This window comes from Chryseobacterium sp. MIQD13 (assembly GCF_050496705.1).
Classification (GTDB): domain Bacteria; phylum Bacteroidota; class Bacteroidia; order Flavobacteriales; family Weeksellaceae; genus Chryseobacterium.
In genome coordinates this window covers 591,246-615,825 of record NZ_JBNWAF010000002.1, presented here as the reverse complement: position 1 = coordinate 615,825, position 24,580 = coordinate 591,246, and the positions used below count along the sequence as shown (strand labels likewise).

The following is a 24,580-nucleotide window of genomic DNA, read 5'->3' as shown; positions in this document are numbered from 1 at the left end:
CGTTCGTTTTCTAAATGTTAATTAAAAATAAATTTATATTAGCCAAATGCAAAATTATATTTGTAATACGTCAAAACGTGACGCATTATAAATAATTTGATTTAAAAATATTCTCAAAGAAAAAAGGAAGAGAATGATCTTTGTTAAATTCGCTCAGCCGCAAGTTGTATTCTTTGATAAGAAAAAGTAAAATGTCAGGATTATCTACAACTTTAAATGCCATTTCAAAAATAATTCTCCGGTTGTCAATATTCCATAAATCAATACTTTCACTGTTTTCCGGAAGATATCCAAACTCATTTTCACATGCATATCGTAACCTTCCCCATATGGTATGTCTTCTCGAAAGTAATCCAGCGACTGAAGAGAGTAATTTAAAATAAGCAAAGCTATATGAATAGTTCTCAGTAAAGCCTTGATGCAAAATTGTGTTGATTTTTTGCTGATAATCAAGTTGTAAGCTACTAGCCATTTTATATTCAGAACTCAAATCATAAAGACAAAAAGAACAATGATTTAAAGAATGAGTTTGTATTTTATTTTTGTCTCCCTGTTCTAATCTGTGAAATGCAATAGGTTCATTACAGACAGGACAAGAATCTCTGAGTAATACTCTACACTTACAACAAATATAAGAAACAAAGATTCGCCATGACTTTCTGTAATATGGATGCTTTTTTAAACACAAAGGACAAAAGAGCAAACCGTTATTTTTCCTTTTCCTATGCATAATTCCTAAAGGAAGAATACCCATTGTTCGGCCAAAAGGATTATGGGATTCGAATAAAAAAGACTCATAACTGGTTAAAAATAACTGACTAATAGAGGAATAGTTAAGAGGAGTGTTGTTAAAAATAATATCCTTAAGATACTGACTAGGCATATTGTCGACATCTCTGTTCCAGAACTGTTGATTCTTAAAATAATATCTACCGAAAGAATGACTTTTTACATGATGCGCTTGGGAGAGCCTAAAGAACCAACTTGAAAATAGTTCATCAGGATAAGGAGGAATATAGTGTGCCCAGATATTTTTATCTAAACTTGAGATAAAAGGCATTAAATATTACGATTTCGTAACAATTTTTTTCTGTTTTCAGGTGAAACATAATCTATACTGTCGAGAATTTTATGATTAATCTTTTCAACTCCGCTCTTAATGGCAAGTTCAGCGCATCGAATCAATATTGTATTGATTTCTCCAATAAGCCCATCAGACATAGCAATTATTTTAGATGCTATTGAATTTTCCGTTAAAAATGAAGGATTTCTAAGAGGTAAAAGAGCTTCATAATTAACCAGTAACTGATGGAATGCTTCATTGTACTTCCATTGCTCAAGAAACATTGTGTCAAAACGATTTGCTAACTGAGCATCAGACTGGATAACATTAAATGCTTCCTGAATTCCGGCACAGACAATGGAGATTTTAAGTTCATTACTTAAGTACTTTAGAACATTGAGGAAAACTCTTTGTTTGGTAGGTGTTCCTGCTAGTACATGATGGATCTCGTCAATAATCAGAAGTTTAACTTCTAATTGTTTTAACAAACTTATAATTCTTCTGCGCTTATTATCTGGTTTTTCACTATTAATGATAGGAGCATTTAAAATATCCAGTATTTTATTGTAAAAACTTCTTTCATCAGGTTCTGGTGGGGCCTGAACCAATAAAACAGGTACAATAATATTATTGTATTCCGTTTCTCTTATATAAGGAGCATTTTTTTTATAAAACCTATTGATAAGAGCCGTTTTTCCATTGTTTGTATTTCCAATGATTAAAACATTAGGCATTCTGTCAACCGCAGGATAATCTCTTAAATCCTCTAATTTTGTTAGGATCTTATTTGCCATCGGATAAGGAATCCATTTCTGTGTTCGGAGATAATTAATTCTATCCTCATTGGTACCATTCAAGACAACTGCCTGGGTTTTAATTGTCAAATGCTTCATCGTCTAAATTTTCAAAAGGTTTAAGGTGTGTGAAACTATTGCCCATATCTTGATTATAATCCTGTTCATACAATGAATTAAACTTCACATCAGAATCTATTTTAGCAATATCCTGTAATAAATTTTCTTTATTTGAGAATTCTTTAGTTAAAATTCTTCGGGAAGTCTTACTGAGTTTTTTAGTTTTTTTTATAGCTTTTAGCTCAATTTCTTCCAATTTCTTGTAGGTATCAAAGATATGTTCTTCGTTAATATTTGTAATATTTTCTTCCTTCAGCTTTTTTAATACAGCCCTGTATTCCCAAATTGATATGGGAGGATATTTTGTATTTCGGTAAGGAATTTCAAAATATTCTTTAGTATCAGGATCAAAAAAATAAACAACACTAATATCTTTAGGATTTCTTCTAAAAGAATATTTCTGGGATGACTGTTTCTTATTAGGCGCATTAATATATTTCCTAAGAACTTCATCATAATAATGAATATGATCAATGATGATCCCATATTGCTGTATAGATCGTTCAATATAAGGCATAAAATCCAATCTTACCTTTCTTTCATTAAAATGGCGTGGGGGAAGTCCGATTCCTTTTGTGTTTTCGGTTCCAAAAATACCTTCGATATACTTATCTTCAGGTGTCATTCCTATTCCAGAATGAATAGATTTATGGTATACATTTACAATATAAGTTACCATCCATTTTTCAAACTCAGCTAAAGTGAATGAAGCATGCTTTTCAGATTTATAATTTGATTTTTCCTCCTTATTGGAAAAAGTAGTCCCTGGAAGGTCATGTACAACTTTGGAAAATGAACCTAAATATCTTTCAATATGCCCTCCATAATGAGGCGTTGCAACTGGTCTGAATTCCAAATTAATACTGTAATTTTCACAGGCTTTTTTCAGCATATTCCCCCTAAATTCTTTCGCATTATCTACGTGTATAGTATCCATAACACCCCAACATCCCCAATTTCCGTCTACTCCAATTTTCTGAAGATAAATTTCTTTTGGAAGGATAGCATTAGAAATACACAGTCCGGTTCCCATTGCTCCGGGAGGATCAAATGATAAATTAATACCCAGTATCATTCTGCTGAAGACATCTATCGCTACCGTTAAATAAGGACGATTAAAAGGTTGTCGGTATATTTCGTCTACTAAAATAATATCCACTGGAGTATGATCTATTTGTACAACCGAAAAAGGATGAGTTGCATGGGGAAAATTACCCCTTATTGGAGCAAATTTATTGTCAGATTCCTTTTTACCATAGCGGGATCTTATTTTTTCTTCTTCGGAAATTTCATGTATTCTTCTTCTTATGGTTGATTCATGTGGAAAAGGAACCTGTTTTTCATTACATTCATGTCGAATTGCCCTGATCAAATATTTTATGGATTTTCTAAAAGCCGTGAGATAAATATCCTTTATGTTCTTTTGAATAATCTCTTCCTGTTCTGGTGTTAACCTTGATTTACCTTTTCCTCCATTTTTCTTTTGTCCCAATAAAGAACTGATACTTCCAGTTTCATAATACCAACTGATCCATCTGTAAATAGTAGATCTGTTGACTTTAGCAGCTTCAGACGCTTCCTTAACCAATTGTAAATCCCCTCGATTATCAATAATTGGCTTTATGATTCTGAATCTTTCCTGAGCCTTTTCCCATTGTTTATCAGAAAACTCTAACAAATCTCTGTCTTTTTTTGTTGTAAGAGGTTCATGTATTGGAAAGACGTCTTTTATATTTATCGTATGCAGAATTCCCGAATCTATTTCTTCAATAGTTATCCTTGAAACATCTATAAGTCTCATAATTACACATTCCTTACGATCATATAGAATATGCTCGCCTAGTTTGAGATAAAAAAGTCCATTTTTCATTTTTTCCATTTAGGGTAATAATCTTCATAAAGTTCATCCAGCCATATTGCCGAATCCATTGTTAAAGGGTAGTCCCATAGACATCTTATCATGTTGATTGAAACCATATACCACATCATATGAATAAGCTCCATTTGTTTATATTTGTCCCTTGCTGAAACCTGTATCAATTCCTTGGGTGTGGATTCTCTTAAATCACACATCCATTTAAGTAAAAGCTGTATATCATGGTGATTATGATCATAATTGTTTTTTTTATACCGATATAAGAATTTACAGTTTTCCAAATAATGGGTTCTGATATTTTCTTCTGTTAAAATTTGGAAATCATATCCATTAGCCTTACAGAATTCAATGGCAGCTCGAAACTTGGGTTTGTATTTCCTAAAGTTTTCTCTTAGATCTTCACGATACTTTATTTCTACAAGAACAGGCTTGATGCCTTTTTTTGCGAATCTATAATGCCAAAAGAACAAGAAATCAGGAGTATAGGAACGTGAATTACCTTCAACATCACTGTACTCAATCTTTACAGGTTGTTGATAGTACCCTTGAACAATCCAATCCATTTCCAGTATGTAGATGAAATCTCTCTCTAGTGAAGATTCAAATTGAACTTCCTTATTATTCTTGGCACTAAAAAAACTTCCAGATAAAGAACGGTATGTCAGTCCAATTTTTCTCACCTTATTTTGAACGATTTCTTTCATCTAAGGTAAGGATTTTAAATTAGTCGCGCTAACTTTGCAAATAAAATGCAGAGTAGACGAGAATAAAGGCCATTTTGCCATTGTTTTTTCTCTTTTACTCTGCGAATATACAAGGCGGGAGCTATCCCCAGCCTGGAGAAATCTCTCTGGCGCACAACGGTGTTTTGTTCCTTGACGAAATGCCTGAGTTTAAAAGAACCGTTTTAGAAGTGATGAGACAGCCTCTTGAAGACCGGGAAGTAACCATTTCAAGAGCCAGATTTACTGTAAATTACCCTGCAAGCTTCATGTTGGTAGCATCAATGAATCCAAGTCCCAGCGGCTTTTTTCCTGATGATCCCGGAAATACCTCATCAGTTTACGAAATGCAGCGGTATATGAATAAGCTCTCTGGTCCTTTATTAGACAGGATTGATATTCACATTGAAGTTCAAAAAGTTGAATTTGAACAGCTGGCAGAAAAAAGAAAAGGAGAAAAAAGTTCAGATATCAGAGCGCGTGTATTGAAAGCACGCAGTATTCAGAATGAACGGTATAAGGATCTCAATATCAGCTATAATGCTCAGATAGGCCCTAAAGAAATTGAAGCCTTCTGCAGTTTGGATGAAACCTCTATGAATCTCATTAAACTGGCTATGGAGAAACTCAACCTTTCGGCAAGAGCCTACGACCGTATTCTGAAAGTCTCCAGAACTGCCGCTGATCTGGAAGGAGAGGAAAAGATACTTTCGCATCATATTTCCGAAGCTATACAATACAGAAGCTTAGACAGAGAATTTTGGAATGTGTAATTCTTAAGCCACAATATATTTCTGGAAAGCGGTCTGGATTATTATATTTGGCAGTTTTTCTCTATGGTCACTTGTAATAAATTAACAAAGGAGACATGAGATCTACAAATAGTACCGGACTATAAACTATCAATCTTTCTTCAGCACCAGCTCCATCTCTATCAATATTAGTAATTTAAATATGATGATATGAGATGTCTTTTTTAAGAAAATAGGAATATTTGGTACAGAATTTATTAATACTTTTTAATTTTATACCACACAAATATAACATGGAAGAAGCATATGAATATTTAAAAGCCAATTTTGAAATCACAGAAGATGATTGGAAAATTATAGCTTCCAAAATGTTTGAAGAAAGATTTAAGAAAAAAGATATTATCCTTGCAGCAGGTGAGCAGGAAAATATGCTGTCTTTTTTGTCTAAAGGAGTGTTGAGGTTTTTTATACCCACTGAAGAAGACAAAGACAATGATATCACCTACGATTTCATGTTTGAGAAAAAGTTTATTTCCGGGGATGAATCATTCCTGACGAGAACTCCTTCATTGTATGGAATAGAAGCATTGTCGGATGTGATTCTTTACAGATTCACTTATGATGATCTGCAGGATATCTATAAAAAAACAGGCAGTGCGGACCGTATTGGAAGAATTGCCCATGAAAGACTTTTTCTTGAAAGGTCCCATAGATTATATACTTTTCTAAAGTTCTCAGCAAAAGAAAGATACCAGAATTTATTTAAAGAAAACCCAATTCTGATAAAGGAAATTCCACAGAAATATATTGCCTCCTATTTGGGGATAACTCCACAGGCACTTAGCAGAATTAAGAGACAAATTTATTAACATTTGTTCATTGTGTACTCCTAAATGTCACTCTATTTTTGTCCCGATTTTTAAAAGATCATATTAATCAACAAAAATAAAAAGACACACATGACATTTTTAAAACACATTGGAATCTATTTCTTTTTTTTTAGTACTGTAACGTTAGCCCAGGTAGGGATAAGTACATCAAATCCACAAGGAAGCTTCCATGTAGATGGCGGGAAAAATAATCCCCAATCCGGACTTCCTTCAATTCTTCAGGCAAGCGATGACTTTATGGTAGCTAAAACAGGAAATGTAGGATTGGGAACTATTTCCCCATCTGTAAAACTGGACATATTTACACAAGGTACACCTGCGGTTCCTGTTGCGGGAATTAAAATAACAGACGGTTTGCAGGGAAAAAGCAAAGTTCTTACTTCGGATGAGAATGGAGTAGGTTTATGGAAAAGACAAAGCCTGGAACTGGTTGTGGGAACAATGGGAACAGGATATAATCTTCCTTTTAAACTTGATTTCAGCTATTACCAGACAGGATCAAATATAAGTCTGCCACCGGGAAAATGGCTTGTAACGGTAAATATGTTAGCTGTAAACAATCAATTTGCTGTTTTAGATACAGATGATTATATCTGGTTCAGATCTACTTTTTCAGACTCCCAATTTATAACAGGCAAGAGTGCTGACATTGTAGGTACAGCAGATAAAGTAAGCGGAATGCTTCAGGGACCTGTTACCAGCAATGCCTTAAAATATAATATCGCTAACGGGCAACTTGTGATCAATAACCAATCCCTGACTGCTAAAACATATTGGCTGATCGTAGGAGATTCAGAAGTAATAGGAAATCCGGATCCGTCAGTATATCTGGATCGTTTAGGCGGATCCAACTGGGGTGAAAATATTATTTCAGCTGTACCGATACAATAATAAACACATTTATTAGAAATATATTTATTGGGGGAATTTAGAAATTAATATTATCTAGATTCCCTTTTTTCCGTTCAGAATCATTTCAATCATTTTGATCTTTCTGTTTTCCCTGGTTTCGGGTTTCTTGGCTTCTTCGATCCAGCGGATGTATTCTTTTCTATGAGTATAGCTCATTTTATCAAATAAATTCCTGGCATCAGGATTTTCATTAAAAACCAAAACAATGTCGTCCGCAATTTCAACAGTTCTTTCCTCTTTGTCTTCGATAAGGCTTACGGACACCTCATCATCAAAAGTTTTTCCCAATTGTTTTCGGATTTCCTGCGTTAAACCTAAAATATGGCAGTCGGATTTCATTTTAGCAAGACTTCCACGATATTCAACCTTATTGTCAAATACTGCCTTAATCTTTATCTGTCCTTTTTTACCAAACAATTCTTCCGTAGAAAAAGGAAACTCTACAAAGGCAGCGTTCATATCTGCGTTCTGTTTTATAATTCCGGTAAACTTTACTTCTTTTTCCATCATTCAAATTTAAAATCAAAAATAAAAAAAACCGTGAACGTAAATTCACGGTTTTAATATTTATCAGAAAAAGATTATTTTACCTTTTTCGTTTTCTTAGGCATTTGAGTAGTCCCTGAATTTTTAGATTTTGTATCAGGAGGTGTGTTTTCTCCTCTTACAAGCTTTAACTCATCGATCAGTCTTCTTGCACCTGCATACTTGTCAATAGTCCAAAGAACGAAACGTACATCTACGTTGATTGTTTTCTGCCAGTCCTGTTCAAATACGATATCACCGCTTAATGCTTCGCTGTTTCCATCGAATGCAATACCGATAAGGTTTCCATCTCCGTCAATTACCGGAGAACCAGAGTTACCTCCTGTAATATCATTGTTTGAAAGGAAGTTTACAGGCATATATCCTGCAGCATCAGCATACTGTCCGAAATCTTTAAGGTTATAAAGGTCGATCACTCTTTGAGGAAGATCGAATTCTTCATCTCCTTTCTTGTATTTTCCTACAAGACCTGTCATATCAGTATAATAATTGTCTGTAACCCCGAAGTAGTTTCTGTCATTTCTAACAGGAAGCTTATCTACAGTACCGTAAGTTAATCTCATGGTAGAGTTCGCATCCGGATAGAATTTTTTCTCAGGCATCGCCTTCATTAGTCCGGCTAAGAATATACGGTTGTTTTTGTTGAAATTATCATCAACCTTAGAATATTTCTCTACGCTCATTTTCTGATCAGCAACAATTCCGTTTGCAATTTTCCAAAGTGGATCTGCATCAAGTTTCAATGCATCAGGATTCAGTAAGAAGTTCGTAGCAGAAGTCTTATTCGCGAAAATTGAAGAATATGCCACGTTAGAAAGCGTCTTGGAATCCAATCCTAAAATAGTGGCAGATGCTACATCTTTGTTTACTCTGGACTGATAAAGACCAGCCATAGAAGCAAGCATTTCTCCTTCCAAAGCTGGACTGAAGTTTTCATAAGCTTCTTTGATTGCTGCCTCAGTTTTAGGCTTCATTGCTAATCTTCCCTGCATATCCTGTGCAGAATAAGCTTTAAGAACAGCTCCTACCTGTAAAGCAAGAGTGATATATTTTGCATTTCTTGAGAACTGTGAAGCATAATTTCTTTCAACATTTCTGTCTGAAACCTGCTTGTAATAAGCACCAATATCTTCTAAAACTCCATCATAATCAGCATTTCCTGGCAATGCAGACCATTTTCTGTAAGTATCTTCAATCTTCTGTTTGTCAGAGATTGTTCCGTTTTTATCTACCGCATCAATAGTTCCCTGTCTGTTTTTCCAGTAGTTTGCTACAGAAGCATATTGAGAAGCATAGTTAAGCTGAGTCGCTTTATCCTTGTTCATATACTTTTTCATAACATCCATAGCCAGTTTAGAAGCATCTACCCAGGCCGGATAATCTTTATTTACCATCTGCTGGATTCCGTAAGAAGTAAGGTAACGGTTTGTTCTTCCAGGGTATCCTAAGATCATAGAGAAATCTCCAGGCTTGATTCCTTTAAGGGAAACAGGCAGGAAATGCTTAGGCTTCAATGGAACATTGCTTGGAGCATATTCCGCAGGATTCCCAGCTGCATCCCCGTATACTCTGAATACAGTGAAGTCAGCAGTATGTCTTGGCCATTCCCAGTTATCTGTATCACCCCCGAATTTACCCAATGATGAAGGTGGTGCACCTACCAGTCTGATATCTTTATAATCCTGGTATACAAAATAGTAGAACTCATTTCCGTTAAAGAAATCTCTTACCACTACTGTATATTTTCCGTTTTCAGAGTTTTCTGTCTGGATTGCTTTTGTTTCAGCATCAATAACAGTTTTTCTCTCTGCTCCGGTCATATTGTTGTTTAGCTTGGAATTGATTCTCTGTGTAGCATCATCCATTCTCACTAAAAATCTCACATAAAGATCCTTTGCATTAAATTCATCCTTCTGCTTCATAGCCCAGAATCCGTTTTTCAGATAATCTTTTTCCGGAGTGGAAGCAGCAGCAACAGCACCGTAACCGCAGTGGTGGTTGGTGAAGATAAGTCCTTTGTCAGAAACAATTTCCCCGGTACAGAAACCTCCGAAGCTTACGATAGCATCCTTTAAGCTGGAATTGTTTACCGAATAAATTTCCTCAGGTGTCAAATGCAGTCCTTCTTTTTGCATATCGACCCCGTTAAGTCTTTTGATGAGCATTAACAGCCACATCCCTTCATCCGCCCTCATCTGGGCAAAGCCCAATAAGAAAGTGAACAGTAGAAATAGTCTTTTCATTTTATAAAATAATTTTTGTGTCGCTAATTTACTAATTTTTACGATACTCTGTCCCGGAATGGTATGAAAATGGGAGGATCACCCCTATGAAAAAAATACTTGTCTCATTTTTTGCTGTTTTGCTTTTAGTAATGGTGGCCAGCTGCTCTTCAGTTCCCGAAAAAAATCCAGGTCTTCAGAGACAATGGATGCTTGTTTCTTTTGGTCAATTTTCCAAAGAAGAACTGATTAAAAAGAAGGCCGAAATCAACCTTACAAGTGCAATGGAAAAAGGGAAAATTAAAGGTGGAGCGAGTATGGGGTGCAACGGGATGTTCTTTACTTCTGAATTTAAAAAGGAGGGAAAGGTAAAGATCTCAGGAGTAGGAAGTACAATGAAAGCCTGCCAGGATATGAAGCTTGAAAATGCTTTTATCCGGCAATTTGATAAAATGACCCATTATTCCGTGGAAGGGCATTTCCTTACATTAACTGATGATAGCGGAAACTCCATGAAATTTGTAGCTGCAGACTGGGATTGAAAAAAACAGTTTGATTGAGGCTAGATTTAAATTCTGAAGATTTTAAATAAATCATTGGGGTTAAGAAATATAAAAAAGTCCGCGCTGGAGCGGACTTTCTGTTTGAAATCTGGTTGTGTTATCAGTTTTTTGGAATTGTTTTCTTTATTTCCTCCAAGGTTGCCGTATTGGGCAAACCTATGACATTGCTATTTGTGTTCCTAGAATTCGCGGTACTGGTTCGGGATACCTGCCTGTTGGGAATAGAAGCTTTTATTTCGGCTAAAGTTGCCGTATTGGGCAGTAATTTTCCCGATGCATTATTTGAATTGGAAGCCTGAACTTTTTTGTCCTGTTTTTTTACCTCAAGCCCCTGTTCCGAAGCCAGTGTAGTGGCAGCCTGTTTTTGGGAAGTGTTTTCCTGAGCTGATTTTGCCAGTTGGGCCTCCCGCTCTCTGAGCTGATTCACTACCTGTGCCTGATCTTCAGATTCCAGAGCTTTCTTGTTTTCCTGTGCATAAATAGACATGCTGAATGCTAAAAATGCAATGATATATAGTGATTTCATGATAATTTATTTAATATTGACCAATACCTGAATTTTTCCTGTTTCATCCTGACTGTAATCCTGAAGTGCTTTTCCGATTACCTGTCCTATTTTTACCTTTTTAGGATCAGCTTTCATGGCAGTTCCAGATTGGGATGAAGTAACCAGAAGGTCTCCTCTTTTAATTTTACCTCCTTCCAAACATACTTTGGTAGGAATGACACCAATAACTCCCATAGGAACTTTATCTGAAATATCAGAATCTATATGCTCTTCGGTCAGCAATACTCCCGGTTTCGTAGCATATACACCTGCTACAAGAGTAGAATAAGGTTTTGAAGATTTTTCGACAGTTCGGTCTGAATCTGTGGAGATCACAAGAATATCTCCGGTTTCGTATTCAGAAATACTTCCTTCCACATCGAATACTTCTGCTACGTCAGCCCCGCTGTTCTGTGTACCTCCGTTAAAAAATCCGCGTCCTGCAGAATTGATTCTTGCAACGTTAACGGTTCCCGGAGTTCCGGATTTAAAGACTGCTAAACTACCATTACTGTGCGTTTCCACTGTAAGGACAGGGTTCGTATTGGTATCGTTAAAATTGACAAATCTTGCGGCTTTACCATTACTGAAATTAGGAGTCCATGCAAAAATTGCATTTCCTGTTCCGTCGGCTGTGGTTTCTACACCGTCTCCCGTGTTTGATGCATTAGCTGTTATACCATTACCATTACCGTCAGCAATAGCGATCAAAGCAGGGCCGTTTCCGGAAGGATTACTGGCATGGAATAATCCTGCATACCCACCTGTTCCTGAAGAAATCCCATAGATACCTGCAGTACCGAAGTTGGCAAATTGTGAATTCACTTCCCCTCTTACTGCGGCAGAAGTACCTGTAACCTTGTCAACTTTAAAGTTTCCTGCAATACCGTTCCCCACGGTAGTTACAGTTATTACATCACTCGTATTGGCTTCATTGAATATATTGAACCTTCCTGCACGTCCTGTTGCAAAAGATGGAACCCATGCATATAGAGCATTTCCTGCACCATCTATATTGGTTTCAACACCATTTCCGTCTTTACCTGCATTGGCAGTGATGGCATTTCCGTTTCCATCAGTTAAAGCAATTAATGAAGCTCCGTTTCCGGCAGGATTGGATGCATAGAATAATCCGGCACGGCCTCCAGTTCCTGACGAAATCCCAAAAATACCTGCAGCACCGAAGTTTCCGAAAATAGTATTCACTTCTCCTCTTACTGCTGCTCCTACACTGTTGGTGTTATCCACTAAGAACGAAGCAGCATTACCCTGGGTGTTATCCGGAATATTTCCGTTTCCGTTGGTTTCTACCTCAAATACATTATTGATATCATTAGAGGCATTAAAGTTTTCAAAACGTCCTGCACGTCCTTTACTGTTGTTTAATCCTACCTGTCCTAAAACCCCTACAGCTGTTCCGGTCGTATTGGTGGCAACAAAACCTCTTACCCCGTAACCTCCACCATCATTTCTTCCCACCACAGCTCCGGCAATATCGCTGGTTGTTCTTCCGACTACAGCTTCACCAGCTCCGTTATTATCGCCGATAATACCTGCAGAGCTCTGTGCGGAAGTGATACCATGTATGGCAAAGCCGCTTCCTGTAGAGCTTCTAACCCCGGCTCCCGAGCCGGTAGAAGAAACGTTGATTACTGTTCCGTTTCCGACAGTGTTTGCATTAAGAACACTATTGTTATTGGCATTATTGAAAATTGACATACTTGCAGGGATTCCATTGTTACTGGTTGCGGTAAGCCCGGTTCCGGTGTTGCTATTGGCATATACTCCGGTTCCGTTGGCACTTGCATTTCCATATACACCTAATCCGTTAGGAGTAACACCGTAAACTCCCCATCCGCTTCCGTTTTGGCTTCCGTAAACCCCTACGCCCAATCCGCCGGTTCCGTTATTGATCCCTCTTACACCACTGGAAAACCCACCTGGAGATGCATTACTTACTATTCCCCTTACCGAAGCGATATTGGAAGTAGTACCATTATTAACCCCCTCTACAGAAGTTCCATCCCCGTCATTAATTAAAGTGAAAAGAGTTGATGCATTGTTTACTGTATTTGTATAAGGGATGACGAAACTTCCTCCGGTTCCGCCTGCAGATTTGGCATACATGGCGTAAGGAACACTTAATAGCTGGCTTGTTCCCGTTATGGTATAACTGGTACCTCCGGTAGGGTCGGTTTCAGTTTTTAAGTAGTAACTGCCTGTTGGCCAGTCTATTGTGGAAAATGTTCCCGAAAGCACTGTTCCTGTTCCTATTTCCATGGTAATCAGTCCGTTAGGGTTGGTGTTTCCGGTCAGTCTTTCAGAATAGACTAATGTTCCTGCAGGAGAGCCCTGTAATATACTTACTCTGACAGCAATGCTTTGATTGATCAGCAGCTGGCCCGATCCGTTTCTCATGATAGCCTGGTAGCTCATTTTTTCAGGAGCCTGTGCATGGGCCATAAAGAGGCACAGCATGATCCCCAGCGATAATAATATTTTATTCATGGCGTTATTTTTTTATGACTTTAAATGTTTTCAAATTTTCTCCGTTCTGGTTGATCCTGATAATATAGACCGCCGAAGGAAGGGAAGAAAGGTCAAGTTCGGACTTTGACTGTGAGATCATATCTTTTTTGATCAGTTTGCCTTGAGCGTCGAACAGCTGATATTCCGAGCCTTTGTAGGAAACAGAGGAAAAATCTATGTACAGATAATCTCTGGTAGGATTCGGATAAAGTAAAATACCTTCTTGCTTTAATACGGTTTCGTTGGAAGAAAGTGTGGTGATTTCATAGGCTTGCTGCACACCCTCCAGGATTTCGGAATTGACTCCTTTGAACAGGTAGGCGGTTTGCCCCACACTGTAAGAAACCGAGCCGTTGCCTCCTGATGCATCTGTTCCTGTGGTCAGAATTACCGACTGAGCGTTCAGAATACCGACGGAAAAAGTGAACAGAATGAGAAAGAAGCAGTGAATAGATGTTCTTTTCATGTAAAATAATTTTGTGGTTATTAATTTGGTTATACAAGTTTTCGACAGAAAATTTGTGAACACTAAATTACCACATATCAAAACCGGATTGGGGGAAAATAGACTAACGTCAAAAAAAATCGACCAACGGCATTTTATTGCAAAAATGTTGGTATTCAGGAGTTAAGGATCGAGAAAAGAGAGGCTTTCTTTGTAGGTTCTTCCTATAGGAAGCTTGATCTGATGGATAAGTTCTATTTCATGGCTGTTTTTTCCCCGGATGAAATGACGGGGTACTGCATAGCTGCGGTGGATTCTTATAAAAGAGTCGAAAAAGCTTTTGTGGAGGAGATTTCCCAGGGAATCAAGGACGCAGTGTTTCTTTTCATGGGTGACAAGCCGGGTATAGTCTTTTAAAGCTTCAAGGTAGAGGATATCGGTAAGTCTGACCTGGGAAATATTACCGTTTTCCTTTATTTTTAGACAATTTTCACCCAAAAGGGCATCAAAGCATTCACATTTTTCTTTCGTTTCAAAAAAACTGAATACTTTTTCTATGGAATATTGGAAGCGTTCTGCTTTAAAAGGTTTTGTGATAAAATCCAGCGTGTCAATTTCAAAGGCTTCTGCAGCCAGTTCGGGTTGAGAGCTTATGAATATGCAGGTTGGTATTTTATGGGCTAATTTTCTGAATTCCAGTCCGTTCATTCCGGGAAGTCTGGTCTCGCAAATCAGCAGGTCGATTGGGAAATCGAGGTAAGGAACTGCCTTTTCCGCCGAATTAAAAGACGCAATAACCTCTATATTATCATATTGCCTGATATGATGCTGAAGAACCAGCCTGTCCAGTTCATCACCATCAATAATCATACATTTAATATGGGAATTCATGATCTTGGTGTTGGTTTTTGCATATTTTACAATTTTAATTGTTTATTATTTGTAAATCTGCTTTATAAAGGTATTAATTTTTTAGAAATGAATAGTAATGTAAACTTAAATTAACATTAAAATCTAAGGAAGATTAAAAAATGATTTTGTTTTTTTTCATGAAAATTGGTATCTTGTGAAAATCACAAACATAGACAGAAATTAATGCTAGATAAGAAACAACATAATTACGAACAAGCAGTTTTGGTGGGTGTTATTACCCAGAATCAGGATGAGGATAAGCTTACGGAATATATGGATGAACTTGAGTTTTTAGCTTTTACAGCAGGCGCAACGGTTCAAAAAAGATTTACTCAGAAATTAACTCAGCCGGATTCTAAAACATTTATCGGAAGCGGAAAAGCACAGGAAATAAAAGAATACGTAAAGGAAAACGAAATAGGAACCATTATTTTCGATGATGAATTATCTCCTTCCCAGCTTAAAAACCTTGAAAGAGAAATAGAAGTAAAGATTCTGGACAGAACCAACCTTATCCTTGATATTTTTGCACAGAGAGCACAGACCTCTTACGCGAGAACTCAGGTAGAACTGGCACAGTATCAGTATCTTTTGCCTCGTCTGACAAGAATGTGGACTCACCTTGAGCGTCAGAAAGGGGGAATCGGGATGAGAGGACCGGGGGAAACAGAGATTGAAACTGACCGTCGTATTATCCGTGACAGAATTTCCCTGTTAAAAGATAAACTGAAAACCATTGATAAACAGATGGCTACCCAACGTAATAACCGTGGAAAAGTAGTACGTGCTGCTTTGGTGGGCTATACCAACGTTGGAAAATCCACCCTGATGAATGCGCTTTCCAAGTCTGAGGTTTTTGCTGAAAATAAATTATTTGCAACACTGGATACCACCGTAAGAAAAGTGGTTATTGGAAATTTACCGTTTCTGCTTACCGATACCGTAGGATTCATCAGAAAACTTCCGACACAGCTTGTAGAGTCTTTCAAATCTACGCTGGATGAGGTTCGTGAAGCGGATCTGCTTATTCATGTGGTAGATATTTCTCATGAAAGCTTTGAAGATCAGGTAGAATCTGTTAATCAGACATTAATGGAAATTAATGCTCATCAGAAACCGATGATCATGGTTTTTAATAAAATTGATGATTTCAGTTATGATAAAAAAGATGATGATGATCTTACCCCGTCTACAAAAAAGAACATCTCTCTGGAGGAGTGGAAAAAAACCTGGATGGGTAAATCCAAATATCCGACTGTTTTTATTTCTGCCTTAACGAAGGAAAATTTCCCGGAAATGAAGAAAATGATCTATGATGAGGTTATGAAAATTCATATTTCCAGATTCCCATACAATGACTTCCTTTTCGAGTACTTTGATAACGATGAGGAAGAAGAAAACAACGATTAATGAAATATCACTTTTTCCTGTTATTGGTTTTATTTTCGATTTTTGGATTCAGCCAGAAATCAAAGATCGATTTAAAAAATATAGAGAAAAGTCTTAAAAATCCGGATTCTCCTTACAATTATGAGAAGCTGATTTTTAAATATAAAGGATATCCAAAATCTCTGGACAGTATTGAGGCTCAATACCTTTATTATGGAAGAAACTTCAGAAATGATAAGGTTTCAACACTTGATGAGGGTTTCAAAGGACTTGCAGATGTTTTTAAACAGGGGAATTTTGAAGAATGTATCAAGTTGGGCAAAATTCTTTATGATAAAGATCCTACCAATCTGGATGTTCTTCTTATCCTTCTCAGGGCTTATGATTCTCAGAAAGACGGAAACAATTTCATGCATCATCTGAACCAGTTCCGTTCACTTACTGAAGGGATTAAAAGTTCCGGAGACGGAATTTCTGAAAAAACAGCCTATCTGGTAAATTCTGTAGGAGATGAATACATTCTTCTCAATATCCTGAATATCGGGAAAGATTATGTGAGAGGATCAAGAACAGCCAAAGACGGAATGTTTGACATCTGGGAAAAGGATGGGCATAAACTGTATATCAAAATAATTTATTTAGACCTATAAAATTAATTAAAAAAACACTTAGTGGAGTTATATTATTCATTTTCAGCCTTAATAGTACTAGCATCAATTTTTGCCTATCTTAATTACAGATTTCTGAAACTTCCGAGCACGATTGGGATAATGGTTATTGCCATTGTGGTTTCCATTTTTCTGGTAATGTTTGGTGAAACTGTGCTTCCGAGAACTTTTGGGCATCTTAACAAGTTAATGAACAGTATCGACTTTACGGAAGTTCTGATGGGCGCAATGCTTAACTTCCTTCTCTTTGCAGGAGGGATACATATCAATATCAACGATCTCAAAGAACAGTTCCGGCCGGTACTGATATTTTCAACCGCCGGAGTTGTGATTTCCACATTTGTGGTGGGATTCGGGATGTTTTATTTGCTGCCTTTTTTAGGAATTCATCTGCCATTTATCTACTGTCTCGTTTTTGGAGCTCTTATTTCGCCTACTGATCCGGTTGCCGTTTTGAGTATCCTGAAACAGGCCAATGTTTCCAAATCGCTGGAAACAAAAGTAGCCGGAGAATCCCTTTTCAATGACGGTATGGCTGTAGTGGTATTTACTGTTGTTCTGCAGCTGGCTATTGGAAAAGAGGTAGATCTGGGGATTGAAAATATAGGATTGCTTCTGATGAAAGAAGCAGGCGGGGGAATTCTGCTTGGTGTTTTATTAGGTTGGATAACTTCCAGGCTGATGCGAGAAGTGGATGATTATATTATTTCCGTTCTGGTAACACTTTCCGTAGTAATGGGAGGATATCTTATTGCAAGGCAGATGCATATTTCAGGGCCATTGACGATGGTTGCTGCAGGGTTATTCATGGGTAATTTCAATGTCAGGTTCAAAATGAAGTCCGTTACTCAGGATTATCTTATTAAATTCTGGGAACTTATTGATGAAATTCTCAATGCCGTTTTATTCCTGTTTATCGGATTTGAGCTATTGATGATCAAAGACTTAAAGCATTTTATGGTTCCTGGTCTTTTGGCAATTGCTGTGGTTTTAATTGCCCGTTTTATTTCGATCTGGGTGCCAACAAAATTTATGTCCCTAAGAACAAGATTTAGTCCGCAAACGGTAAAAGTTCTGGTCTGGGGAGGAATCCGTGGAGGAGTTTCAATAGCATTGGCCATGTCTATTCCAAAAAGTGAATACAGTGAAATTATCTTAAGTATCACCTACTGTGTCGTGGTTTTCTCTATTATTGTTCAGGGGCTTACCATTGCGAAGGTCGCCAATCCGAAGGCGATTGCGAAAGAAGAAGAGGAGCAGGAGGGTATTGTTGCAGATGAACATGTTTAAAAATTCCTGTAACTGATCCGAATTAATTAAATTTCATAAAATAACACATCTGTATGAACAATATTATCAAAGAAATACAGGAAGCACTGGCCGTTTTGTCCATTCCTGAAAAAGCTGAGTTTTTCCCCAGATTTTTCAAAACAGGGAAAGGAGAATATGGCGAAGGAGATTTGTTTTTGGGCGTAAAAGTTCCCGATCAGAGATCTGTAGCTAAAGAATATTACTCAAAAATAAGCCTGCAGGAACTGAGCGTCTTATTGTCTTCAAAATACCACGAACACAGACTTACTGCGCTTTTCATGCTGATCTCCAAGTTTGAAAAAACAAAGGACAAGGCTGTAAAAGAGGAAATCATTCAGTTTTATCTGGATCATCTTCCGTATGTCAATAACTGGGATCTGGTAGACTCAAGCTGTTATAAAATTTTGGGCAGATATGCTTTTGAAAACGGGAAAGAAGAAATTCTGAGAAACCTTTCAGATTCTGAAGAAATGTGGCATAAAAGGATTGCTGTAGTCGGGACCATGCATTATGTGAAAAAGGGATCTTATGAGCTTACCAAAGAATTCGTAATTAAAAACCTGAAACATACTCATGATCTGATGCATAAAGCAAACGGATGGCTGCTCCGGGAAATGGGTGAGAAAAATGAAACGGAGCTGATAAGCTTTCTGAATAAACATTATCAGGAAATGCCGAGAACCAGCCTGAGATATGCCATCGAAAAACTTGATGAAGATGTAAGACAGGATTATTTGAAGGGAAGAATTTAAAAAAAGAGGTTTTTTCCCTTCAAATCCCTTAAAATGTAAAGTATTTAAGGTTGAAATTAAGTAATTTTGTCTTTTTTAAAACTCAAAATATGAAAAATATTCTGAAGCTGTTCTTGCTGCTTTTTCCATTATTATTGCTGACAAGCTGTTTTGATATTTTAGATAAAGTAAATGTAAAAACTGACGGAACAGGAGAATATACGATTATCCTTAACGCCAGTAAAAGTAAAACACGACTGGCTTCTATCTCTAAAATGGAGACGATTAACGGAAAAAAAGTTCCTAAAAAGGCTGAAATTGAAAACAAAATCAATGAAGCAGCCAGAATTTTTAAAGGAACTCCGGGAATCAGCAACGTAAAAACGTCGATGGATTTTGATAATTACATCATTAAACTAAGCTGTAATTTCAAAAAGATTGAAAATATTAATGCCGGACTGGAACAGCTGAAAGCTAAAAATATCCTCGGCAAAATGATTCCCACACAGATTTATAGCCAGAGTCTTGAAAAAAAATCATTTACAAGAAACAAGGTCAATACTTTTAAAGCGGATTACGACAAAATGGGAAAGGCAGATAAAGAAATCTTTAACAATGCCAGATACACATCAATCATGCAGTTTGAAAATACGGTAAAATCTCAGACCAACAGTTCTTATGTATTGGCTCCGAATAAAAAAGCTGTAAAGCTGGAAGCGGATATTTTAGACCTGATTTTTCAGAAGAAACAATTACAAAACACAATATTATTTCAATAAATTCTAACACTTAACCATGAAATCTTTATTCTTAAAAACACAAACGATTATTTTCGTACTTTTTAGTTTTATGTCTGCATTTGCACAAAAAAGCATGCAGCTTCCTACTGATGCCGTATTTTATATGGAAATCAACGGGAAACAGCTTAATCAGAAAATTAACTGGGAGAAGCTTAATCCTTTATTGCACGAATTAAATAAAAAAAGCAAAGAAAAATCTTCGTGGACCGATTATTCTAAAACGGGAATTAAATATGATGCTATCCAATACCATTATGCCAGTTTTAATGATTCGATACAGACGTATACCACTCATTTTATTGTAGATAATAAAGAGAAATTCCAGGAATTCATCAATTCTGCCAAGAAAAAAGGACTGGAGATTTCCATAAAAAAGAATTATTCCTATGTAGATTTTGACGATAATATGTTTGTGGCCTGGAATGATAACCGTGCTGTTTTAAGTATGGTAAATTATCACAAGCCCTTTAAAGCGATAGATTGGGATGCTGAGGCAGATAGTGCTGTAGCGGCAGTAGCAGACAGTGCTGCGGTAGTTGTGGATAGTGCCTATGCCATTGAACCGGAAAAGCCTTTTGATTACAAGGAAGAAATCATCAGCCTTAAAGAAGAAATTAAATATCTGAAAGATAATATCCGGGAAAATAATAAGGAAATTACCAGAATTCAGAAAGATATCAAATATCTTGAAAAAAACCATAAATACCCGAAGGAAAACGTAGACACCCAGCATTCTGACGGTCAGGAAGAAGTCTACCCACATGAGGAGGAATATGCAGAAGCGGAGGTAGATACGGCCTATCAGAAAGAACTGGATTCCATGAACATTGAAAACTTCAAAATTGTAAAAAAGATTGCAGAAAACCATTTTGATCAATATTTCAGTTCAAATTTAGAAATTGAAGTGCCGAAAGCTATGCTTGCTTTCAGAGACCCGAATTCTGATGCTTATGTTTACACAGATTACGGAAGAATGATGAATGACGGAATTTACGGTAAAATGATGAGACGTTTTCAGTTCGGGCAGTTCTTTAAAAATGCATACGATTCAAATTCATACTACAATCTGTATTTTGACAAAGACAAAGTAAAGCTGGTCAATAATTATCAGCATAAAAATCCGGGAATCCAGAAAACGATTTCGTCTGTTTATAAAGGCAGAAAGAACAAAAAACTGGCAGAGCTTATCAATGAAAAAAGCATCGGTTATTATGTAATGAATCTGAATGGGGCAAAAACTTTTGATATGATGTATGATCTGCTTCAGGACACAGAAGACGGGGAATATAAAAAAGAAATGGAGCTGGTGATGGAAACCATGAAAATTGTTCTGGATGAAGAAGCCATCACAAAAATTGCTCCCGGAAACGGAATTTTTGTTCTGAATGAATTAAAGTCTAAAAAAGTAGATTACACCGATTACGAATATGATGATGATTATAATGAAAAAGAAGTGAAGAAAACCAAAGATGTAGCCGTTCCTAATTTTACATTTGCTTTTGCAACAGAAAATGAAGGCTACTGGAACCGTATTTTCAACGTGTTATCTACCAATAAACATTTGGCTAAGAAATTCTCAAAAAACGGAAATATTTACTCTTTTAAAGATGAAAAAGGGGATGGATATATGGATCAGCTGTATTTCGTTGTAAAAGACGGCATTGTTTACCTTACAAGCGCTACCGAGAATCTTATTCCACAGGGACAATCTGATATTTCTAAACAATGGGCAAAAGATTCATCTAAATATCCTTTGTCCGGAAGACTGGATGTCCAGAAACTTATAATCGGTCTGGAGAAAGAATTTAAGACTCCTTCCGAAAGAAAAACGCTGGATCTGTTCAGAAAAAATGTAGGTGAAATGTATTACAAAACAGAAGTGAAGGGAGAAAGTGTAGAAACGGAAATAGATTACAACATTAAAAATTCTTCGGAAAACAGTTTAATGTACTTCTTTGACCTGTTCGATGAGATTTTTAAAATAAAAGAAGAGGATAAAAAGCCCCAAATACTGTAAATGAATAAAAAGAAACTTATTGTCCCGTTAATTTTTCTGGTCGCGGCAGCGTTCTATTTTGTATTTTTTTATAAAAGCAAAACATTAAAGTTTGTTCCTGAAAATGCAGATGCAGTCGTTTTAATCGATATGAAAAAATTAACGAGACAATATATTTCAAATCTGATCACTCATCCTGCAAAGTGGTCAGACAGTAAAAAAAAGAAAGACAAGAAAACGGTTTCATTAAAAGACTCGGGAATCCGAATTCCGGATTTCTTACAGATTTTCCATCTTAAAGACACTAAATTTTCAGAATGGTACACGGTAGTTGAATTGAAAGACCTACAGAAATTCTCCGCTTTTTTGAAGAATAATCAATTTGTCAGCAAAGGAAAAAATACATTTCAGAAAGATCAGATTTTCATTAAAATAGAGGGTGAAAACTGCATTGTGGGAACCTCAGCTTCAGCTTTTGAAAATATAGATAAGCTTTTTCAATCTTTCGAAAAAAAGACTCTGGATGCAGATCAGTTTATCAGCAATTCTTTAGGCAGTATTTCCTTTATTTCAGGAAAGAAAATTCAGAACTTTTCCATTGAATTAAAAGCTGATGAAATTGAAATAAAAAATACTCCGGAATCCGAAGATTTCACCTCAATTGTTTCCGGGCAGCAGCAGAAGAATTACTTTTTAGACGCAGAACTGGATACGGAAAATATAAAGCATTTCGCCTCTTTGTTCAATAAAAGTATTAGAGATTCGGCTCAGATCAATTATTTTAAGGCAACCGCTGATCTTGAACAGGTAAATGATACCATTATCAGCTATGAATATGATGATAATTTTAATGAAATTGAGAAAAAGACCTATCAGAAAATCATTCAGCCCAACTATGTGATTGATCTTCAAAGTCAAAATCCCGGAAAAACATGGGATTATTTTCAGCATAAAAAATGGATCAATGCGCAGGATCAGTTTATAGGTATTCCTTTTCAGCCTAATCACATAGATAGAAATGATGGAGGGTTTATTGTGAAATCTACCAGAAAATCAATTGTGCAATCCCCAAAACTTAAAGAAAACTATATTTTTTTCAGAAACAGTCCATTGCTGCTATCTTCCCTGAGCACGTTAACGGCTACAGAGAAAAAATTGCTGTCTGACATAGACTATATATTTTACGGAAATAAAGCACAAAACTATTGGATGAAGATTAAAGCTAAGAAGAGCACGCTGCCTTTAATTTTAAGGTGGTGAATCCTCAATTCTAAAGAATTATAATAATGAATCCATCTGATATTGCTTTACTGAAGACATTCACCCATTATTTTTTACACTTGGTTTTTCCGGTTTTCATTGCCCTGATCTTTTTTCGTAAAGACTGGAAAAAAGCATATTTCATTATGCTGGCCACTATGCTTGTAGACCTGGACCATCTTTTTGCCAATCCTGTTTTTGATCCGTCAAGGAATAGTATTGGTTTTCACATTTTTCATTCCTATTATGCCATTGCGGTGTATTTTTTGCTGCTCTTTTTTAAAGGAAATATCAGAATTGTGGCCATAGGACTTTTGTTTCATATGCTGACGGATTTTCTTGATTTTAACCTGTGGATCCATTAAAATATTATTAATATTTTCTTTTGATATTTCAAATTTCATAGATTTTTTGTATTTTGTAGACACTTTATGAGATTAAAAGAACTTTTACATTATACGTATATTTTCCCTGTTCTGGCTGTGGGGTATTATTTTTCCGGACTGATGGGAACAGGAGTCTTCTATGATATTATCGCAGGTCTTCTGCTCACCGGAAGTGTCTTATCTGCAGTACATCACGCAGAAGTAGTTGCTCATAAAGTAGGGGAGCCTTTCGGGACTATTATTCTGGCACTTTGTATCACTATTATTGAAGTTGCGCTTATCATCTCACTGATGGTAGCCGGCGGAGATCAGGCGATCACGCTGGCCAGAGACACTGTTTTTGCTGCCGTAATGCTTATTCTTAACGGAATTTTGGGGATCTGTATCCTCGTTGGTGGCGTAAAGTACCATGAACAATTCTTTGCAAGGACTTCTGCCACTACCTATCTGGTAAGTATTGTTTCCATTCTTGTCCTTACCCTCGTCCTTCCCAATTTTACTTCAAGTGTGAACGGTCCTTTCTATAATGAGGCACAGCTTATTTTTATTTCCATTGCCTGCCTTGTGATCTATGGGGTTTTTCTGATGGTCCAGACTGTACGTCACAGAAGTTATTTTATTGTACCTGATGAACATCCTGAAGAACATTATATTCCTTCTCTGAAAAAAACACTGATAAGTTTTGGCTTTCTGGTAATCTGCCTCATTATTGTAGTGTTGATGGCTAAAGGACTTTCCGGAACTATTGAAAATATGGTACAGAGTATAGGCGCTCCGAAATCTTTGGTAGGGGTAATTATTGCAGCCGTTGTGCTTCTTCCCGAAGGAGTTGCGGCGATACGTGCAGCAAGAAGCAATCAGATACAGTCCAGCTTAAATCTTGCACTGGGATCTGCCTTAGCGAGTATCGGGCTTACCATTCCTGCAGTGTCTACCGTATGTATTGTATATAATATTCCACTAGTATTGGGACTTGATAAAAAAGATATTATCCTTCTGTCCCTGTCTGTATTTATTGTCATGCTTTCTTTAAGCCGTGGAAAAACAAATGTTCTATATGGAACCGTTTTATTGGTAAACCTGGCTGCTTACATCTTTACTGTAATTGTTCCTTAAAGAGATTAGAAGTCTGTTTCTATAATTTAA

The 24,580-nt window shown here is 36.7% G+C and carries 22 protein-coding genes and 1 pseudogene; 13 read left to right on the top strand and 10 right to left on the bottom strand.

What is annotated here, in order from left to right; all coding sequences use genetic code 11:
- Positions 1-85: 85 nt before the first annotated feature.
- From ACQWU4_RS09775 to ACQWU4_RS09760, 4 genes are read right to left on the bottom strand one after another with little or no spacing between them, the layout of a single operon-like run.
- Complete coding sequence (locus ACQWU4_RS09775) at positions 86-1,060, bottom strand: TniQ family protein (RefSeq protein ID WP_429935577.1); 975 nt, start codon at positions 1,058-1,060, stop codon at positions 86-88.
- Positions 1,060-1,956, bottom strand: coding sequence for a TniB family NTP-binding protein (locus ACQWU4_RS09770; RefSeq protein WP_429935576.1), 897 nt, complete (start codon positions 1,954-1,956; stop codon positions 1,060-1,062). Before ACQWU4_RS09770 ends, ACQWU4_RS09775 begins: the two co-directional genes overlap by 1 nt.
- Positions 1,937-3,847 carry a Mu transposase C-terminal domain-containing protein gene (locus ACQWU4_RS09765; RefSeq protein ID WP_429935575.1) on the bottom strand — a complete coding sequence of 637 codons (1,911 nt, stop codon included), beginning with the start codon at positions 3,845-3,847 and terminating at the stop codon, positions 1,937-1,939. The genes ACQWU4_RS09770 and ACQWU4_RS09765 overlap by 20 nt, the downstream gene beginning before the upstream one ends.
- Complete coding sequence (locus tag ACQWU4_RS09760; RefSeq protein WP_429935574.1) at positions 3,844-4,557, bottom strand: TnsA endonuclease N-terminal domain-containing protein; 714 nt, start codon at positions 4,555-4,557, stop codon at positions 3,844-3,846. The genes ACQWU4_RS09765 and ACQWU4_RS09760 overlap by 4 nt, the downstream gene beginning before the upstream one ends.
- Positions 4,558-4,658: 101 nt before the next feature.
- Here ACQWU4_RS09760 and ACQWU4_RS09755 point away from each other — a divergent pair.
- The 3 genes and pseudogenes from ACQWU4_RS09755 to ACQWU4_RS09745 form a co-directional block, all read left to right on the top strand.
- Positions 4,659-5,348 (top strand): annotated as a pseudogene (locus tag ACQWU4_RS09755) (ATP-binding protein); the annotation flags it as partial.
- 272 nt (positions 5,349-5,620) lie between these two features.
- Positions 5,621-6,196 carry a Crp/Fnr family transcriptional regulator gene (locus tag ACQWU4_RS09750; protein ID WP_429935573.1) on the top strand — a complete coding sequence of 192 codons (576 nt, stop codon included), beginning with the start codon at positions 5,621-5,623 and terminating at the stop codon, positions 6,194-6,196.
- A gap of 90 nt (positions 6,197-6,286) precedes the next feature.
- Positions 6,287-7,108, top strand: coding sequence for a hypothetical protein (locus ACQWU4_RS09745; protein ID WP_429935572.1), 822 nt, complete (start codon positions 6,287-6,289; stop codon positions 7,106-7,108).
- A gap of 54 nt (positions 7,109-7,162) precedes the next feature.
- On the opposite strand, the gene ACQWU4_RS09740 is transcribed toward ACQWU4_RS09745, so the two are convergent.
- Together ACQWU4_RS09740 and ACQWU4_RS09735 are read right to left on the bottom strand one after the other, a co-directional pair.
- Positions 7,163-7,636, bottom strand: coding sequence for a YdeI/OmpD-associated family protein (locus tag ACQWU4_RS09740; RefSeq protein WP_429936044.1), 474 nt, complete (start codon positions 7,634-7,636; stop codon positions 7,163-7,165).
- 74 nt (positions 7,637-7,710) lie between these two features.
- On the bottom strand, positions 7,711-9,918 hold the full coding sequence (locus ACQWU4_RS09735) for a S46 family peptidase (protein ID WP_429935571.1): 2,208 nt from the start codon (positions 9,916-9,918) through the stop codon (positions 7,711-7,713).
- Positions 9,919-10,004: 86 nt separating this feature from the next.
- Here ACQWU4_RS09735 and ACQWU4_RS09730 point away from each other — a divergent pair, with 86 nt between their 5' ends.
- Positions 10,005-10,439: an META domain-containing protein gene (locus tag ACQWU4_RS09730; RefSeq protein ID WP_429935570.1), complete on the top strand. Its 435-nt coding sequence runs from the start codon at positions 10,005-10,007 to the stop codon at positions 10,437-10,439.
- Between the two features lie 121 nt (positions 10,440-10,560).
- Here ACQWU4_RS09730 and ACQWU4_RS09725 read toward each other — a convergent pair whose 3' ends face one another.
- The 4 genes from ACQWU4_RS09725 to ACQWU4_RS09710 all read right to left on the bottom strand — a co-directional run bounded on the left by ACQWU4_RS09725 (position 10,561) and on the right by ACQWU4_RS09710 (position 14,872).
- Complete coding sequence (locus ACQWU4_RS09725) at positions 10,561-10,986, bottom strand: hypothetical protein (protein WP_429935569.1); 426 nt, start codon at positions 10,984-10,986, stop codon at positions 10,561-10,563.
- A gap of 6 nt (positions 10,987-10,992) precedes the next feature.
- On the bottom strand, positions 10,993-13,515 hold the full coding sequence (locus tag ACQWU4_RS09720; RefSeq protein WP_429935568.1) for a beta strand repeat-containing protein: 2,523 nt from the start codon (positions 13,513-13,515) through the stop codon (positions 10,993-10,995).
- 4 nt (positions 13,516-13,519) lie between these two features.
- On the bottom strand, positions 13,520-14,002 hold the full coding sequence (locus ACQWU4_RS09715; protein WP_429935567.1) for a T9SS type A sorting domain-containing protein: 483 nt from the start codon (positions 14,000-14,002) through the stop codon (positions 13,520-13,522).
- A gap of 162 nt (positions 14,003-14,164) precedes the next feature.
- Positions 14,165-14,872, bottom strand: a complete 708-nt coding sequence (locus tag ACQWU4_RS09710) for a LytR/AlgR family response regulator transcription factor (RefSeq protein ID WP_429935566.1) — start codon at positions 14,870-14,872, stop codon at positions 14,165-14,167.
- Positions 14,873-15,076: 204 nt separating this feature from the next.
- Here ACQWU4_RS09710 and hflX point away from each other — a divergent pair, with 204 nt between their 5' ends.
- The 9 genes from hflX (at position 15,077) to ACQWU4_RS09665 (ending at position 24,550) form a co-directional block, all read left to right on the top strand.
- A complete protein-coding gene (gene hflX, locus ACQWU4_RS09705) occupies positions 15,077-16,303 on the top strand; it encodes a GTPase HflX (protein ID WP_429935565.1) in 1,227 nt (408 codons plus the stop codon).
- Positions 16,303-16,932, top strand: coding sequence for a DUF4919 domain-containing protein (locus ACQWU4_RS09700; RefSeq protein WP_429935564.1), 630 nt, complete (start codon positions 16,303-16,305; stop codon positions 16,930-16,932). Before hflX ends, ACQWU4_RS09700 begins: the two co-directional genes overlap by 1 nt.
- A gap of 21 nt (positions 16,933-16,953) precedes the next feature.
- The gene (locus ACQWU4_RS09695; RefSeq protein WP_429935563.1) at positions 16,954-18,240 is read left to right on the top strand and encodes a cation:proton antiporter; all 1,287 of its coding nucleotides are present in this window, start codon (positions 16,954-16,956) and stop codon (positions 18,238-18,240) included.
- A gap of 53 nt (positions 18,241-18,293) precedes the next feature.
- Positions 18,294-19,013, top strand: a complete 720-nt coding sequence (locus tag ACQWU4_RS09690) for a DNA alkylation repair protein (RefSeq protein WP_429935562.1) — start codon at positions 18,294-18,296, stop codon at positions 19,011-19,013.
- A gap of 89 nt (positions 19,014-19,102) precedes the next feature.
- Positions 19,103-19,771 (top strand): hypothetical protein, encoded by a 669-nt coding sequence (locus ACQWU4_RS09685; protein ID WP_429935561.1) that lies wholly within the window; start codon positions 19,103-19,105, stop codon positions 19,769-19,771.
- A 16-nt stretch (positions 19,772-19,787) separates the two neighbouring features.
- Positions 19,788-21,809 carry a hypothetical protein gene (locus ACQWU4_RS09680; RefSeq protein ID WP_429935560.1) on the top strand — a complete coding sequence of 674 codons (2,022 nt, stop codon included), beginning with the start codon at positions 19,788-19,790 and terminating at the stop codon, positions 21,807-21,809.
- Positions 21,810-23,048: a hypothetical protein gene (locus tag ACQWU4_RS09675; protein WP_429935559.1), complete on the top strand. Its 1,239-nt coding sequence runs from the start codon at positions 21,810-21,812 to the stop codon at positions 23,046-23,048. It abuts the gene before it with no gap.
- A gap of 26 nt (positions 23,049-23,074) precedes the next feature.
- On the top strand, positions 23,075-23,413 hold the full coding sequence (locus ACQWU4_RS09670; protein ID WP_429935558.1) for a DUF6122 family protein: 339 nt from the start codon (positions 23,075-23,077) through the stop codon (positions 23,411-23,413).
- A 66-nt stretch (positions 23,414-23,479) separates the two neighbouring features.
- Positions 23,480-24,550 carry a calcium:proton antiporter gene (locus ACQWU4_RS09665; protein ID WP_429935557.1) on the top strand — a complete coding sequence of 357 codons (1,071 nt, stop codon included), beginning with the start codon at positions 23,480-23,482 and terminating at the stop codon, positions 24,548-24,550.
- The last annotated feature ends 30 nt before the right edge of the window (positions 24,551-24,580 follow it).